This is a genomic window from Streptomyces violens (genome assembly GCF_000717745.1).
Lineage (GTDB): Bacteria > Actinomycetota > Actinomycetes > Streptomycetales > Streptomycetaceae > Streptomyces > Streptomyces violens.
The window spans coordinates 110,670-127,117 of record NZ_JOBH01000007.1 but is presented as its reverse complement, the minus strand read 5'-3'; the positions used below and the strand labels follow the sequence as shown (position 1 = coordinate 127,117).

The following is a 16,448-nucleotide window of genomic DNA, read 5'->3' as shown; positions in this document are numbered from 1 at the left end:
GCTCCGGGATGATCTTCACGTCGCGCACACCCCCGGGCTCCCACCGTCCCCGGGTCGCTCTTGGCTGCGTACGGCGCTACTCGTCCCATCCACGCCTTTCGCTGGCCCCAGTGTACGGGGCGCGGGACGGGACGGCCGACCGGTTTTCCGGGCTGCGCCGACTGAGGTACCGGCGGCGGGAAGCTTGACCCGAATGGCGATACGCAACGCGACGGAATGCGGCAGGCGTACGAAGGAGCCGCCGCGCCCCTGATGGGCTGCCGGATCGCTGCCGGATTACCGGGCGGGGAGCGGGGCACAACGGATGCAGACCGGGCTCCCGTGCGGGGAGACCGGACGGTGGAGGGCGGTGCGTCCCGTTGCCGCGTGCTGTGAGTCGATTTATCGTTCCGGTCACGATTCGCGAGCAAGATCACATACGTGAAGGGATCGCGGCCATGGTGGCGAAAGAGACCGCCGCGCACGACAGCACGGCGGCGCACGGACGGGGCGCGCCGCCGGACGGAGCCGCGGCCGGGGACCCGGCGACGGACCCGGCCCCCGACCCCGTGACGGGCCGGCCGGACGAGGCGACGCGGGCCGGCGGCGCGCCTCTCGGGGCGGACGCGGCACAGCAGACCTCCGCGAAGAAGGCGCCGGCCGGTAAGGCGGCGAAGAAGGCCGCGGCGAAGAAGACGGCGACCGGGAACGCGCCGGTGGGGGAGGACGCACCCGAGGACGCCGCGGCCGAGGAAGCCGCGACGGGGCACGCTCCCGCAGAGGCCGACGACACCGGGACGGACAGGACCGCGACCGGGAATCCGCCCCCCGAGGAGAGCGCGCACAAGAAGACCCCGGGCAAGAAGGCCGCGGCCAAGAAGGCGCCGGCCAAGAAAGCCCCGGCCGGGCGGACCACGGCGAAGAAGGCGTCCGCCGGGGACACCGAGGCCGAGGGGACGACGGCCGGGACGGCCGCCGGCAAGAGCACGGCCAGGAAGGCTGCACCGCCGGAAGAGGCGGTGCCCGCTGAGAAGACGGGAGCCAAGACGGTGGTGGCGAAGAAGACTCCGGGCGGGGCACCGGCCGCTGCGGTGGACGACAGTGAGCAGACGGCCGCCGCGACGGCCCTGCCCAAGGCGCGTACCGGCCCGGCGACCGCCGCCGAGCTGCCCGTACGGCCGGGCGAGGAGCCGTGGTCGGAGGCCGAGGCCGACGAGGCCCGTTCGATGCTGCGGGAGGAGGAGAACCGGCTGCGCGAGGAGATCCGGTCCTCCGAGGACGCCATCGCGGGCCTGATGCGGGACTCCAGCGACAGCACGGGTGACGAGGCCGACACCGGCTCGAAGAACATCACCCGCGAGCACGAGATGGCGCTGGCCTCCAACGCGCGCGAGATGCTGCACCAGACCGAACGGGCGCTGGAGCGGCTGGACGCGGGCACGTACGGGCTCTGCGAGAACTGCGGCAAGCCGATCGGCAAGGCCCGTATGCAGGCGTTCCCCCGGGCCACGCTCTGCGTGGAGTGCAAGCAGAAGACCGAGCGCCGGTAGGAGCGGGCGGGGCCGGGGCAGTGCTGCCCCGGCCCCGTGCCGTACGGATACGCATACCCGTACCCGTACTCACCTGCGGCTGTCCCCGGTGCCGTACCCTCGACCTCAGCCAGGCGGGGGCCTGGCCGCGGACTCGGAACGGGCTGAGGGACTCACACGTGGCAGAGGCGGAGCGCATCACCGGTACGCCGGGCAACGAACCGGAGCCCGGGCAGGGGGACGGCGGGGACGCCGAGCAGGGAACCCCTGAGACGGGCGCGACGGGCGCCACGGCCGCGCCGCGCGGGCCGCGGCGGATCGGCGCGCTGCTGCTCGTCGCGCTGATCGTGTACCTCCTGGACCTCGGCAGCAAGCTGCTGGTGGTCGCCAAGCTGGAGCACCACGAGCCGGTCCAGGTGATCGGCACGCTGCTGCAGTTCGAGGTGATCCGCAACCGCGGCGCCGCCTTCAGCATGGGCGAGGCGCTGACCGTCTTCCTGACGCTGATCGCCGCCGCGGTGATCGTGGTGATCTTCCGGATCGCCCGCAAGCTCTACAGCCTGCCCTGGGCCCTCGCGCTCGGCCTGCTGCTCGGCGGCGCCTTCGGCAACCTCACCGACCGGATCTTCCGCTCGCCCGGCGTCTTCCAGGGCGCGGTGGTCGACTTCATCGCCCCCGCGCACTTCGCGGTCTTCAACCTCGCCGACTCCGGGATCGTCTGCGGCGGCATCCTGATCGTGCTGCTCTCCTTCCGCGGCCTGGACCCGGACGGCACCGTCCACAAGGACTGAATCCCGGGCCCCGCGGGGGTTTTCCACAGGCGGGGACGGGGCCGGCGGAAGTGTCCGCGGGGACTGCCATACTCGTGGGGTGAGCACGATTCCCGAGATCCGCACCCTGCCCGTACCGGACGGCCTGGAGGGCGAGCGCGTCGACGCCGCGCTGGCCCGCATGTTCGGCTTTTCCCGTACGAAGGCGGCCGAGCTCGCCGCCGCCGGAAAGGTCCGGGTCGACGGGTCCGAGGTGATGAAGTCCGAGCGGGTGCACGGCGGCGCCTGGCTGGAAGTCGAGATGCCGCAGGCCCCGGCCCCCGTGGAGATCGTCGCCGAGCCCGTCGAGGGCATGGAGATCATCCATGACGACGACGACGTCGTGGTGATCATGAAGCCGGTCGGCGTCGCCGCGCACCCCAGCCCCGGCTGGACCGGCACGACCGTCATCGGCGGCCTGGCAGCCGCCGGGTACCGCATCTCCACCTCCGGCGCCGCCGAGCGCCAGGGCGTGGTGCACCGCCTGGACGTCGGCACGTCGGGCCTGATGGTCGTGGCCAAGTCCGAGCGCGCGTACACGTCCCTGAAGCGGCAGTTCAAGGAGCGCGTCCCGGAGAAGCGGTACAACGCCCTCGTCCAGGGCCACCCCGACCCGCTCAGCGGCACGATCGACGCCCCGATCGGCCGCCACCCGCAGCACGACTACAAGTGGGCCGTGACCGCCGACGGCAAGCCGTCCGTCACGCACTACGACCTCGTCGAGGCGTTCCGCGCGGCCAGCCTGCTGGACATCAAGCTGGAGACCGGCCGCACGCACCAGATCCGCGTGCACATGTCCGCGCACCGCCACCCCTGCGTCGGCGACCTCACCTACGGCGCCGACCCCACGCTCGCCAAGCGCCTCGGCCTCACCCGGCAGTGGCTGCACGCCGTGCGCCTCGGCTTCGAGCACCCCTCGGACGGCCGCTGGGTGGAGTTCGAGAGCGACTACCCGGAGGACCTGCAGCGCGCTCTGGACCGGGTGCGCGCCGAGAGCGCCTGACCCGGGGGCCGGTCCGCGAGAGGGCGTGACACCTCGGACCGGCTCGGCCGGCCGCCACCGAAGGACCTGTCGGCGGGCGTTTCCCGCGCTTCATGGCAGGCTTGATCAGTGATCGACTGATTTCGAAGCTCCGGAGCGTGCCTGCCGTGGACCAGCTGGCCCTGATGTTCGTCCTGCTGCTGGGGGCCGTGGTCATGGTCCCGCTCGGTGACCGGCTGGGACTGCCGTCACCGGTGCTGATGACGATCGCGGGGGCGGTGCTGGCCCTGCTGCCGTTCGTACCGAACGTCCAGGTGCCGCCGGAGTACATCCTCCCGCTGCTGCTGCCACCGCTGCTGTACGCGGCGGTGCAGCGCACGTCCTGGCGCCAGTTCACCGCCAACATCAGGCCGATCTTCCTGCTCGCGGTGGCGCTGGTCTTCGCGACCACCGCGGCCGTCGCCGCCGTCGCGCACAGCGTCGTCCCCGGCCTGCCGGTGGCCGCCGCCGTCGTCCTGGGCGCGCTGGTCGCGCCGCCCGACCCGGTCGCCGCGACCGCGGTCGCCGGCAAGCTCGGGCTGCCCCGCCGGCTGGTGTCGATCCTGGAGGGCGAGGGCCTCTTCAACGACGTCACCGCGATCGTGCTGTACCACGTGGCGCTGGCCGCCGCGGTCTCCGGCACGTTCTCCGCGCCGGCCGCGGTCGGCGCGCTGGTGCTCTCCGCCGTGGTGGCGATAGTGGTCGGCGTGGTGCTCGGCTGGCTGGCCAACAAGCTGATGGACGTGGTCGACGACGCCACCCTCCAGGTCGGGCTGTCGCTGCTGGTGCCGTTCGTGGCGTACGTGCTCGCCGAGGAGTTCCACGGCTCCGGCGTGCTCTCCGTGCTCACCGCGGCGCTCTTCCTCGCGCACTACGCCGCCGACGCCGACGACGTGATGGGCCGGCTCGCCGGGCACACCTTCTGGGAGGTCGTCGACACCCTGGTCACCGGCGTCGCGTTCGGCCTGATCGGCCTGGAGCTGCACAACATCTTCGGCACCGCCGCCGGGCACTGGCAGCAGCTGCTGGGCGCCGGCGCGGCCGTGGTCGCCGTCGTGGTGGGCCTCCGGCTGCTGTGGCTGCTGCCCGCCGCGTGGCTGGCCAAGCGGATGCACCGGCACCGCATCGCGGAGGAGATTCCCACCAGCTGGCGGGAGACCATCGTGATGTGGTGGTCGGGGATGCGCGGGGTGGCCTCGGTGGCGCTGGCGCTGGCCATCCCGTTCGAGGTGGACGGCGGCGGGCCGTTCCCGGCCCGCGACGAGATCCTCTTCATCGCCTTCTCCGTGGTGCTGGCCACCCTCCTCGTGCAGGGCCTGACGCTGCCCTTCCTGGTCAAGAAGCTGGGGGTGCGGGCCGACACGGACGCCGAGGACGCGCTGGAGCGCGAGCTGGCGATCCGGGTGGTCAAGGCGTCCCGGCAGCGGCTGAAGGAGGTGCTGGCTGAGGAGGAGCTGTCCGACGAGGTCGTGGAGCGGCTGTCCCGGAGCACGTACGAGATGGGCGCCCGCATCTCGCCGGACATCGTGGACGACGAACGGCGAGAGGGCTACGACAAGCGCATCGCGCGCGTGAAGAAGGTCCAGCGCATCCAGAGCGAGCTGCTCTCGGCCGCGCGCCACGAAGTGCTCTCGGCGCGCTCCGAGCCCGGCTCGGACCCGGAGGTGGTCGACCGGGTGCTGCGTCACCTGGACGTACGGAGTATGCGCAGCACGTCTTCCTGATCGCCTGCTGAAACGCTACTTCTCAAAGGAGGGCCGGGCCTGCCCGTCAGCGGACTCCAGGGCGGGGGCCGGCGCCGTCGCGATGCGCGGGAGCGCGTACGGGTGCGCGTCCCGCAGCCACGTGATCATCTGCTCGCGCACCTCGCAGCGCACCGTCCAGATCGCGTCCGCGTCCCGGGCGGTCACCAGCGCCCGCACCTCGATCGTGGTGGGCGTGGTGTCGGTGACCACCAGGGTCTGCGCCCGGCCGTCCCAGTCGTCGGAGTTCTTCAGGATCTCCGCGAGCTTCTCGCGCATCTCCTCGACCGGCGCACTGTGGTCGAGCTGGAAGAAGACCGTGCCGGTCATCTGCGCGCCGCCGCGCGACCAGTTCTCGAACGGATTGCTGGTGAAGTACGAGACCGGCATGGTGATCCGGCGCTCGTCCCAGGTCCGTACGGTCAGGAAGGTCAGGGTGATCTCCTCGACCGTGCCCCACTCGCCGTCCACCACGACCGTGTCGCCGATCCGCACCATGTCGCCGAAGGCGATCTGCAGGCCCGCGAAGAGGTTGCCGAGCGTGGACTGCGCCGCGACACCGGCGACGATGCCCAGCACACCGGCCGAGGCCAGCATCGAGGTGCCGACCGCACGCATCTCCGGGAAGGTCAGCAGCATCGCGGCGACGGCGACCACCGCGACCACCGCGGTGACCACCCGCTGGATCAGTGTGACCTGCGTACGGACCCGGCGGACCCGTGCGGCGTCCCGGGCGCCCGCCGCGTACCGCGAGTACGAGGACTCCACGATCGCCGCCGAGACCCTTATCGCCAGCCAGGCGGTGGCGGCGATCAGGACGAGGGAGAGCAGCTGCCCGATGCCGGCGCTGTGCGCGTCGATGACCGCGAGTCTGGTGCGGTCGAACGTCCCGCGCAACAGCGCCGTCAGGAGCACCACTTGGAGCGGTATCCGGCAGCGCCGCAGCAGCCCCCACAGCGGGGTGTCCGGGCGCGCGGCATCGGCCCGGCGCATCGCCAGATCGGCCGCCCACCCCAGGGCGAGCGTGAGGGCGACCGAGCCGCCCACGACGATCAGCGGACGCAGTACGTCCTCCATGGACACGTGATTCCTCCTGGTCGGGGTCCGCTTCCTGTCGACCGTAACTGGCACGATGGAAGGAGTGCGATCCATCGACAGGGAAGTGAATCCAGTGACCGGCTCTGCGGCGACTCAAACCGTCATTTTGTTCCATTCTGTGTACGGGCTGCGGCCGGCTGTACAGGCGGCCGCCGAGCGACTGCGCGCTGCAGGCCATGAAGTGATCGTTCCCGACCTGTTCGACGGGCGCACCGCCGACACCATCGAGGACGGCATCGCGATCAAGGACGAGATCGGCAAGGACGAGCTGCTGCGGCGCGCGGTGGTCGCCGCGGCCCCGTACTCCGACCGCGGGCTGGTCTACGCCGGCCTGTCCTTCGGCGGCTCCGTCGCACAGAATCTGGCGCTGGGCGACGAGAAGGCGCGCGGCCTGCTGTTGATGCACGGCACGTCCGACATCGCCGACGACGCCTCCGTGGACGAGCTGCCGGTCCAGCTGCACGTCGCCGACCCCGACCCCTTCGAGCCGCACGACTGGCTGAACGCCTGGTACCTCCGCATGCAGCGGGCCGGCGCCGACGTGGAGGTCTACCGCTACGCCGGGGCCGGGCACCTCTTCACCGACGACGGGCTGCCCGACCACGACAAGGAGGCCGCCGAGAGCGCCTGGAAGGTGGGGCTGGGCTTCCTGGCGAGCCTGTAGACGCTGACCTGTGGCCGCCGACCTGTGGCCGCCGGGCGCGGGCCCGGCGGCTCCGGACGGCCTCTCAGACCACCGGCCCGTCGGCCCGCTCCACGCGCTGGGTGCCGCTGAGCGTGCGGTACGAGCGCACGTGCGAGGCCGTGGCGTTCTTGTCGGCCTTGTCGGAGACGGCGAAGTAGTCCATCTGCGTCCGCTCGGCGGTGACGTCCAGGACGCCGTAGCCGTGGCTGTCCATGTCCAGCCATTTCACATGGCGGTTGGTGGCGCGGATCGCCGCGGCGGCGGGCAGCGAGACCGTGTGCGGGGCGACATGCAGGATGTCGTCGAGGTTGTCGGAGGTGACCGAGGTGACGACGAACTCGGTGGCCACCGGGTCCTGCGACGGGTAGGTCGCGGCCTTGAGCGGCACGTCGTTGGCCCACGCCATGTGGATGTCGCCGGTCAGGAAGACGGTGTTGCCGATGGACCGGTCGCTGAGGTGCGTCAGCAGCTCGCGCCGGTCGTCGGTGTAGCCGTCCCACTGGTCGGTGTTTATGGCCAGCCCCTCCTTCGGCATGCCGAGCACCTCGGCGAGCGGCCCCATCAGGTGCGCGGGCACGGACCCGAAGGCCACCTGCGAGACCATCACGGAGGTGCCGACCAGCCGCCAGGCCGCCGCCGAGCGTTCCAGCCCCGCCTTCAGCCAGTCCAGCTGGGCCCGCCCCGTGAGCGTGCGGCCCGGGTCGTCGGCCTCGCCGCTGCCGACCGGCACCTGCTCGTCGCGGAAGCTGCGCAGGTCCAGCAGGTGCAGATCGGCGAGTGTGCCGAACTGCAGGCGGCGGTAGGTGGTGCCGGCGGTGGAGGGGCGTACCGGCATCCACTCGAAGTACGCCTGCTTCGCCGCGGCCATCCGCGCCGCCCAGTCGCCCTCGGTGCCCGCCGTGTGGTTGTACGCGCCGCCCTGCCAGGCATTGTCGGCGAACTCGTGGTCGTCCCACATCGCGATCACCGGGTGCGTGGCGTGCATGGCCTGCGCGTCGGGGTCGGTCTTGTGGACACCGTGCCGGATCCGGTAATCGGCCAGCGAGACGATCTCGTGGCCGGGGGAGTGCGGGCGCACCACGTACTTCAGCGCCGGGTACTCGCCCGTCTTGTACTCGTAGAGGTAGTCGCCGAGGTGCAGCACCGCGTCCAGGCCGGTGCGGGCCGCGAGGTGGCGGTACGGCGAGAAGTACCCGGCCTCCCAGTTGGCGCAGGAGACCACGCCGAAGCGGACGTTGGGCGCTGCGGTGCCCGCGGCGGGCGCGGTGCGGGTGCGGCCCACGGGGGAGTGGACGCCGAGCGCGGTGAAGCGGAACCAGTAGGTGGTGGCGGGCGCGAGGCCCCGTACGTCCGCCTTGACGGTGTGGTCGGTGGCCGCCGAGGTGGTCGCGGTTCCCCGCGCGACCACCTTGGCGAAGCCCTTGTCGGCGGCCACCTGCCAGCTCACCTCGGTGGCCGGGCCCTTGCCCGAACCGGGCAGCGCGTCGGCGGCCGGGGTCACCCGGGTCCACAGCAGGACGCCGTCGGGCAGTGGGTCGCCGGAGGCGACGCCGTGCTGGAAGGGGGCCGCGGCGGCGGGCTCGGCGGCGCGCGCGGTGGCGGCGGCGCCGAAGGGCAGCAGGGCGGCGGTCGTGGCTACGGCCGTGACGGCAGTACGGCGCGAGATCTGGTCATGATCGGTCACGGCCGATCACCCTACTGGCAGGTAAGTGTTCTGAGGGGTACGGAATCGATCGAATCCGTGAAGCCGTACCCCGTTCACCGCAGCCGCGCCGTCACTTCTTCGCCGGGCCGAACTCCGCGTCGATCATCTTCTTGAAGTTGGCCTGCGCGAGCTTGTTGTACTGCGCCTGCGTCATCTGCTGCTGCGGGATCTGCGCCATCTCCAGCTTCTTGTCCCCGTGCATGAAGGTCGGGGTGCCCTTGACGCCCTTGCGGCCGAACAGCCCGGCCATCTCCATCGCCCAGCGGTCGTACGTGCCCTTCTCGACCGCCTGCTGGAACTCCTCGTCGCCCTTGAGCTCCGGCACCTGCTCGGCGACCTTCAGCAGCGCGGAGTCCTTGGCGTAGGTGTCCACGCTCTCCTCGGGGTGATTCTTCACCGAGTACAGCGCCTCCTTGTACTGGAGGAACGCCTCGGGGCTCTTGTCGAGCGCGGCGCCCAGCGCGCTCAGCGCGTTCTTGGAGCCCTCGCCGCCGCCCATGTCGTCGATGAACGCGTACATCGTGAAGCGGACCTTGTACCGGCCGTCCTCGATGTCCTTCTGGAGGACCTCGCCGGTGGACTGCTCGAAGGACGCGCACGCCGGGCAGCGGATGTCCTCGAACACCTCCAGGGTGTCCTTGGCCTTCTTGTCGCCGATGAGGATCTCGGTGCCGTTCTTGCCCTGCGTGTGCGCGGGTTCGACCAGCTTCGCCTCCTTGGCGGCCTCCCAGCCGGTGGGCTCGTTGGCCTTCATGACGCCGTAGCCGATGCCACCGGCGATCACCAGGACGCCGAGTACACCGCCGGCCACGACGAGCTGACGGCGGAGCCTCGCGCGCTTCTTCTCCCGCTCCCGTTCGGCGCGTATGCGCTCCCGGGCTGCGGACTTGGCGGCCTGGCTGTTGCGGTTGCTCATGCGGTCCCCTCCATGGCGGGGAGTCTGCCACGGGGGCCGGCCGGCGCGGGGTCAAGATTCGGCAACGGCCGGCGGGCGTACGGGACGGCTGCCGCCCGTACGCCCGCCGGCCGTGGCGGACGCGTCCGTTACTTCTTGAGGCCCTTGTCCACAAGGGAGTTGAACACATCGACCGTGGACGGTGCGCTCTGGCCGTCGGCCGAGAGGAGCTTGTCGTTCAGCTTGATCGTGGGCGTGCTCCGCACGTCCTTCGCCTTGTTGAACGCGTCCGACATCGTCAGCGCCCAGCGGTCGTACGTGCCGTCCTTCAGGGCCTTCTGGAACGCCTTGTCGCCCTTCAGCTCGGGCACCGTGTCCGCGACCTTGATCAGGTAGGAGTCGTCGGCGAACTTGTCCGGGCCGGTCTCCTCCGGGTGGTACTCCTTCGAGTACAGCGCCTCCTTGAGGTGGAGGAACGCCTCGGGGCTCTTGTTCAGCGCGGCGCCCAGCGCGCTCACCGCGTTCTTGGAGCCGGTGCCCTGGAGGTTGTCGTCCAGGAAGGTGCCGAGGTGGAAGGTGGCCTTGTACTTGCCGTCCGCGATGTCCTTCTCGACCGTCTTGCCGACGTTCTGCTCGAAGTTGGCGCAGCCGGGGCAGCGCGGGTCCTCGTACAGCGCGAGGGTGTTCTTGGCGTCCTTCTTGCCGATCGTGACGGTCGTGCCGTCGGCGCCGGAGGTGTTGGCCGGCTTGACCAGCTTGGCGTCCTTGGCCTTCGCCCAGGTGTCCTCCGGGCTGCCGTCGCCGCCGCCGGAGTTGGCGACGGCCAGGCCGATGCCGCCGGCGATGGCCAGCACGACGACGATGGCGCCGCCGACCGTCAGCTGACGGCGCAGCTTGTCCTTCTTGGCCTGCCGCTCGCGCTCGGCGCGCAGCCGCTCGCGCGCTGCCTGCTTGTTCGCCTGGCTGTTGCGGTTGCTCATGATCGTGTCGCTCCTGGGGTCTGCTCTGTGCCGGGGCGGTGTGCGCCCCGCACGGGGTACGGAAGGGGACCGGTGACTCGCGGATCAAGCCGCGAGGGAGCAGACCGGCGGTCCCCGGCGTACTACGCAGTGCACGAGCAGAGGGGTACTGAGGGAGGGGCCGGCGGCCGGCGCGGGGCGGACGGCCGGGCGGCGCGGGGCGCGGCCCGCGGTGAGCACCGCGACCGCGACCAGCAGCGGCCGCAGCGCGAAGACGGCCAGCGCGCCCAGCAGCTGGGCGAGCGCCGCCTCGCCGCGGCGCAGCCAGGCGGCGGCCAGCAGCCCGACCGCGACATGCGCGGCGAGCAGCAGCAGCCAGGTGCCGGCGGGGGCCGGCTGGTGCCCGGCGGCCGGGGCCAGCGGTGCGCCGACGTCGCCGCCGCGGCACAGCAGGTCCACGCCCAGCGAGCGCAGCGGACCGGCGACGGGGCCGCCGGCCGCGCCGTAACAGGCGTGCTGGCCGGCGCTGAAGACCGTGTCGGCGGCCAGCTCCAGCGGCACGAGCAGCGCGGCGATCGGCCCGAAGCGGCGCTCCCGGCCGGCCAGCGCGTACGCGAGCACGAACACGGCGACGGCGAGCGCGGCCACCGTGGTCAGCGGCAGCGGCATCCGGGACAGCAGCACATGGGAGGCAGCGGACAGCGTCACGCAGAGCGCCGTGAAGAGCGCCGCGCGCAGTGCCCGCAGGTGTGCCGCCGAGATGTCCATCGAAATCGAGTCTGCCATGGGCCGGGATAAGCGCCGCTTAAGGGGTTTCTGTGAATCCGGGCCGCATCGGGGGCGCATCCGGGCCGCATCGGGGCCCGGTCCGGGCACCCGGGGATCGCCGTGGGATCACACCCCCGGAATGCGGCCGTTGCGGAAGAGGTCCACGAATATCTGGTGGTCGCGGCGGGCCCGGGAGCCGTAGCCGTGCGCGAAGTCCACCAGCAGCTCGGCGAAGCCCTCCTCGTCGGCGGCGATGGCCGCGTCGATCGCGCGCTCCGTCGAGAACGGCACCAGGGAGTGGCCGCTCTCGTCGTCCGCCGCCGCGTGCATCGCGGCCGTCGCGCGGCCCAGGTCGGCCACCACCGCCGCGATCTCCTCGACCTCGTCGATGTCGGACCAGTCCAGGTCGACGGCGTACGGCGAGACCTCGGCGACGAGCTGGCCGTGCCGGCTCCCGTCCTCTTCGATCTCCGTCCAGCCCAGCCACGGGTCGGCGTGCGCCTGCAGGGCGCGCTGGGAGATCACCGTGCGGTGCCCCTCGTGCTGGAAGTACGCGCGCACCTCGGGGTCCGTGACGTGGCGGGAGACCGCCGGGGTCTGCGCCTGCTTCATGTAGATGACGACGTCGTTCTCCAGCGCGTCGCTGTTCCCCTCCAGCAGGATGTTGTACGAGGGCAGGCCCGCCGAGCCGATGCCGATGCCGCGACGGCCGACCACGTCCTTGACGCGGTAGGAGTCCGGCCGGGACAGGCTGGACTCCGGCAGCGTCTCCAGATAGCCGTCGAACGCCGCGAGGACCTTGTACCGCGTCGCCGCGTCCAGCTCGATGGCACCGCCGCCCGGCGCGAACCGGCGCTCGAAGTCGCGGATCTCCGTCATCGAGTCCAGCAGCGCGAACCGGGTGCGCGAGCGGGCGTCGCGCAGCGCGTCCAGCAGCGGCCCCTGCGCCGTGTCCAGCGTGAAGGGCTGCACCTCGTCGTTCTTGGCCCCCGTGGCCAGCGCGTGGATGCGCTCCCGATAGGCGACGGCATACGTCCGCACCAGGTCGGTGATCTGCTCGTCACTGAGCGCCTTGGCATACCCGATCAGCGCCACGGAGGCGGCGAAGCGCTTGAGGTCCCAGGTGAAGGGGCCGACGTACGCCTCGTCGAAGTCGTTGACGTTGAAGATCAGCCGGCCGGTGGCGTCCATGTACGTGCCGAAGTTCTCCGCGTGCAGATCGCCGTGGATCCACACCCGGCCGGTCCGCTCGTCCAGATACGGGCCGGTGTCCTTGCCCGCCTCCAGGTCCTTGTAGAACAGGCAGGCCGTGCCGCGGTAGAACGCGAAGGCGGAGGCGGCCATCTTGCGGAACTTCACCCGGAAGGCCGCGGGGTCGGCGGCCAGCAGCTCCCCGAAGGCGGTGTCGAAAACGGCGAGTATCTCCTCGCCGCGCGCTGCTGCGTCCTTGGCCGGGACGTGCTGGTTCGACATCGCTGGGTGCCTCCTGGTGGCCTTGGCAAGGCCGTATATTTCCGGACGGATGTTCTGAGACTGACAACGCGCGAGGCTACCTGCGCGTGCCCGGAGGAAGCTCGGATTGTCAGTGGGGAGTCGTAGACTTCCTGACCGTCCACCCCTCTCCCGCCGACCGTTTTCCGGAGGTCCTTCGCCGTGGCCAAGCCGCCGTTCACGCACCTGCACGTTCACACCCAGTACTCGCTGCTGGACGGTGCCGCGCGGCTCAAGGACATGTTCAATGCCGCCAATGAGATGGGCATGACGCACGTCGCCATGTCCGACCACGGCAACCTCCACGGCGCGTACGACTTCTTCCACAGTGCGCAGAAGGCCGGTGTGACGCCGATCATCGGCATCGAGGCGTATGTCGCCCCGGCCTCCCGCAAGCACAAGCGCAAGATCCAGTGGGGCCAGCCGCACCAGAAGCGCGACGACGTGTCCGGTTCGGGTGGTTACACCCACAAGACGATCTGGGCGGCGAACAAGACCGGTCTGCACAATCTCTTCCGGCTCTCCTCCGACGCGTACAAGGAGGGCTGGCTGCAGAAGTGGCCGCGCATGGACAAGGAGACCATCTCGCAGTGGTCCGAGGGCCTGATCGCGTCCACCGGCTGCCCGTCCGGTGAGCTGCAGACCCGGCTGCGCCTCGGTCAGTACGAGGAGGCCAAGAAGGCGGCGGCCGAGTACCAGGACATCTTCGGCAAGGACCGGTACTTCCTGGAGCTGATGGACCACGGCATCGAGATCGAGCGCCGGGTCCGCGAGGATCTGCTGAAGATCGGCAAGGAGCTGGGGATCCCCCCGCTGGTCACCAATGACTCGCACTACACCTACTCGCACGAGGCGAGCGCGCACGACGCCCTGCTGTGCATCCAGACCGGTAAGAACCTGTCGGATCCCGACCGCTTCCGCTTCGACGGGACCGGTTACTACCTGAAGTCGACGGAGGAGATGTACGCCATCGACTCCTCCGACGCCTGGCAGGAGGGCTGCGACAACACCCGGCTGATCGCCGACATGATCGACACCACCGGGATGTTCGAGAAGCGCGACCTGATGCCGAAGTTCGACATCCCGGAGGGCTACACCGAGGTCACCTGGTTCAAGGAGGAGGTCCGCCGGGGCATGGCGCGCCGCTTCCCGGGCGGCGTCCCCGAGGACCGGCAGCGGCAGGCCGAGTACGAGATGGACATCATCCTGCAGATGGGGTTCCCGGGATACTTCCTGGTCGTCGCGGACTTCATCATGTGGGCGAAGAACAACGGGATTGCCGTGGGACCGGGGCGTGGCTCGGCGGCCGGTTCGATCGTGGCGTACGCCATGGGGATCACCGACCTCGACCCGATCGAGCACGGGCTGATCTTCGAGCGGTTCCTGAACCCCGAGCGTGTCTCCATGCCCGATGTCGACATCGACTTCGACGAGCGTCGGCGCGTCGAAGTGATCCGGTACGTGACCGAGAAGTACGGCGCGGACAAGGTCGCCATGATCGGCACGTACGGCAAGATCAAGGCCAAGAACGCGATCAAGGACTCGGCCCGCGTGCTGGGCTACCCGTACGCGATGGGTGACCGGCTCACCAAGGCCATGCCCGCCGACGTCCTCGGCAAGGGCATCGACCTGGACGGCATCACCAACCCGGAGCACCCGCGCTACAGCGAGGCGGGCGAGATCCGGTCGATGTACGAGAACGAACCGGACGTGAAGAAGGTCATCGACACCGCCAAGGGTGTGGAGGGCCTGGTCCGGCAGATGGGTGTGCACGCGGCCGGCGTGATCATGTCCAGCGAGCCGATCGTGGACCACGCCCCGCTCTGGACGCGGCACACCGACGGCGTGACGATCACGCAGTGGGACTACCCGCAGTGCGAGTCGCTCGGCCTGCTGAAGATGGACTTCCTGGGCCTGCGCAACCTCACCATCATGGACGACGCCCGGAAGATGGTGGAGGCGAACAAGGGCGTCAAGCTGGACCTCCTGGAGATCCCGCTGGACGACCCCAAGACCTATGAGCTGCTCTGCCGGGGTGACACGCTCGGCGTCTTCCAGTTCGACGGCGGCCCGATGCGTTCGCTGCTGCGCCAGATGCAGCCCGACAACTTCGAGGACATTTCCGCGGTCTCGGCCCTGTACCGGCCGGGCCCGATGGGCATGAACTCGCACACGAACTACGCGGAGCGGAAGAACGGCCGCCAGGAGATCACGCCGATCCACCCGGAGCTGGAGGAGCCGCTCAAGGAGGTCCTGGGCCTCACCTACGGCCTGATCGTCTACCAGGAGCAGGTCCAGAAGGCCGCCCAGATCGTCGCCGGGTACTCCCTCGGTGAGGCGGACGTCCTCCGCCGAGTGATGGGCAAGAAGAAGCCCGAGGAGCTGGAGAAGAACTTCGTCCTCTTCCAGGCGGGCGCCCGGAAGAACGGCTTCTCCGACCAGGCCATCCAGGCGCTGTGGGACGTGCTGGTCCCGTTCGCCGGCTATGCGTTCAACAAGGCGCACTCCTCCGCGTACGGCCTGGTCACGTACTGGACCGCGTATCTGAAGGCGAACTACCCGGCGGAGTACATGTCCGCGCTGCTCACCTCGGTGCGCGACGACAAGGACAAGTCGGCGGTCTATCTGAACGAGTGCCGCAAGATGGGCATCAAGGTGCTCCCGCCGAACGTCAACGAGTCCGAGGCGAACTTCGCGGCGCAGGGCGACGACGTGATCCTCTTCGGCCTCTCGGCGGTCCGTAACGTCGGTACGAACGTCGTCGAGGCGATCATCCGCAGCCGGAAGTCCAAGGGGAAGTTCTCCTCCTTCCCGGACTACCTGGACAAGGTCGAGGCGGTGGTCTGCAACAAGCGCACCACCGAGTCGCTGATCAAGGCCGGCGCGTTCGACGAGATGGGCCACACCCGCAAGGGCCTGATGGCGCACTACGAGACGATGATCGACAACGTCGTGCAGGTGAAGCGCAAGGAGGCCGAGGGGCAGTTCGACCTCTTCGGCGGGATGGGTGACGCGGCCGACGACAGCGGCCCCGGCTTCGGCCTGGACGTGGAGTTCTCCGACGTCGAGTGGGACAAGACCTATCTGCTCGCGCAGGAGCGGGAGATGCTGGGTCTGTACGTCTCGGACCATCCGCTGTTCGGTCTTGAGCACGTACTGTCCGACAAGGCGGACGCCGCGATCGCGCAGCTCACCGGCGGTGATTACTCGGACGGCTCGATCGTCACCATCGGTGGCATCATCTCCGGCCTGCAGCGCAAGATGACCAAGCAGGGCAACGCCTGGGCGATCGCCACGGTCGAGGACCTGGCGGGCTCCATCGACTGCATGTTCTTCCCGGCGACGTACCAGCTCGTCTCCACCCAGCTCGTCGAGGACGCGATCGTCTTCGTCAAGGGCCGGCTCGACAAGCGCGAGGACATCCCGCGGCTGGTCGCCATGGAGATGATGATCCCCGACCTCTCGGACGCGGGCACGAACGCGCCGCTGACGATCACCATCCCGACGCTCAAGGTCACCCCGCCGCTGGTCGAGAAGCTGGGCGACGTGCTGAACCAGCACCGCGGCTCCACGGAGGTGCGGATCAAGCTGCAGGGCACCCGGAAGACGACCGTGCTGCGGCTGGACAAGCACCGCGTCACCGCCGACCCGTCGCTCTTCGGCGATCTGAAGGTACTGCTCGGCGCGTCCTGCCTGGCGGGCTGACGCCGTCCGCACACGACACGAGGGGCGCGCCCGGGATCTCCCGGGCGCGCCCCTCGCCGTAC

Annotated in this window: 12 protein-coding genes; 6 read left to right on the top strand and 6 right to left on the bottom strand. The window is 70.3% G+C overall.

Going from position 1 to position 16,448, the window contains the following annotated elements; genetic code table 11:
- The first annotated feature begins 437 nt into the window (after positions 1-437).
- The 4 genes from IF04_RS0115215 to IF04_RS0115200 all read left to right on the top strand — a co-directional run bounded on the left by IF04_RS0115215 (position 438) and on the right by IF04_RS0115200 (position 5,062).
- On the top strand, positions 438-1,529 hold the full coding sequence (locus IF04_RS0115215; protein ID WP_030256506.1) for a TraR/DksA C4-type zinc finger protein: 1,092 nt from the start codon (positions 438-440) through the stop codon (positions 1,527-1,529).
- 158 nt (positions 1,530-1,687) lie between these two features.
- Entirely contained in the window at positions 1,688-2,299 is a 612-nt protein-coding gene (lspA, locus tag IF04_RS0115210) for a signal peptidase II (RefSeq protein WP_030256503.1), read from the top strand.
- A 79-nt stretch (positions 2,300-2,378) separates the two neighbouring features.
- Positions 2,379-3,320 carry an RluA family pseudouridine synthase gene (locus tag IF04_RS0115205; RefSeq protein ID WP_030256500.1) on the top strand — a complete coding sequence of 314 codons (942 nt, stop codon included), beginning with the start codon at positions 2,379-2,381 and terminating at the stop codon, positions 3,318-3,320.
- A gap of 164 nt (positions 3,321-3,484) precedes the next feature.
- Positions 3,485-5,062, top strand: coding sequence for a Na+/H+ antiporter (locus IF04_RS0115200; RefSeq protein ID WP_425428423.1), 1,578 nt, complete (start codon positions 3,485-3,487; stop codon positions 5,060-5,062).
- 15 nt (positions 5,063-5,077) lie between these two features.
- On the opposite strand, the gene IF04_RS0115195 is transcribed toward IF04_RS0115200, so the two are convergent.
- Entirely contained in the window at positions 5,078-6,157 is a 1,080-nt protein-coding gene (locus tag IF04_RS0115195) for a mechanosensitive ion channel family protein (RefSeq protein WP_051831278.1), read from the bottom strand.
- 94 nt (positions 6,158-6,251) lie between these two features.
- Between IF04_RS0115195 and IF04_RS0115190 the strand changes: the two genes are divergently transcribed.
- A complete protein-coding gene (locus tag IF04_RS0115190) occupies positions 6,252-6,842 on the top strand; it encodes a dienelactone hydrolase family protein (protein ID WP_030256489.1) in 591 nt (196 codons plus the stop codon).
- 64 nt (positions 6,843-6,906) lie between these two features.
- Here IF04_RS0115190 and IF04_RS0115185 read toward each other — a convergent pair whose 3' ends face one another.
- The 5 genes from IF04_RS0115185 to IF04_RS0115165 form a co-directional block, all read right to left on the bottom strand.
- On the bottom strand, positions 6,907-8,547 hold the full coding sequence (locus tag IF04_RS0115185) for an alkaline phosphatase D family protein (RefSeq protein ID WP_030256486.1): 1,641 nt from the start codon (positions 8,545-8,547) through the stop codon (positions 6,907-6,909).
- Positions 8,548-8,638: 91 nt separating this feature from the next.
- Positions 8,639-9,484 carry a thioredoxin domain-containing protein gene (locus IF04_RS0115180; RefSeq protein ID WP_030256482.1) on the bottom strand — a complete coding sequence of 282 codons (846 nt, stop codon included), beginning with the start codon at positions 9,482-9,484 and terminating at the stop codon, positions 8,639-8,641.
- A 128-nt stretch (positions 9,485-9,612) separates the two neighbouring features.
- The gene (locus tag IF04_RS0115175; RefSeq protein ID WP_030256478.1) at positions 9,613-10,443 is read right to left on the bottom strand and encodes a thioredoxin domain-containing protein; all 831 of its coding nucleotides are present in this window, start codon (positions 10,441-10,443) and stop codon (positions 9,613-9,615) included.
- Between the two features lie 84 nt (positions 10,444-10,527).
- Positions 10,528-11,190 carry a hypothetical protein gene (locus tag IF04_RS0115170; protein ID WP_030256475.1) on the bottom strand — a complete coding sequence of 221 codons (663 nt, stop codon included), beginning with the start codon at positions 11,188-11,190 and terminating at the stop codon, positions 10,528-10,530.
- Between the two features lie 126 nt (positions 11,191-11,316).
- Positions 11,317-12,663 (bottom strand): DUF2252 domain-containing protein, encoded by a 1,347-nt coding sequence (locus IF04_RS0115165; protein WP_030256472.1) that lies wholly within the window; start codon positions 12,661-12,663, stop codon positions 11,317-11,319.
- A 180-nt stretch (positions 12,664-12,843) separates the two neighbouring features.
- Between IF04_RS0115165 and dnaE the strand changes: the two genes are divergently transcribed.
- The gene (gene dnaE, locus IF04_RS0115160; RefSeq protein WP_030256469.1) at positions 12,844-16,386 is read left to right on the top strand and encodes a DNA polymerase III subunit alpha; all 3,543 of its coding nucleotides are present in this window, start codon (positions 12,844-12,846) and stop codon (positions 16,384-16,386) included.
- Positions 16,387-16,448 lie beyond the last annotated feature (62 nt).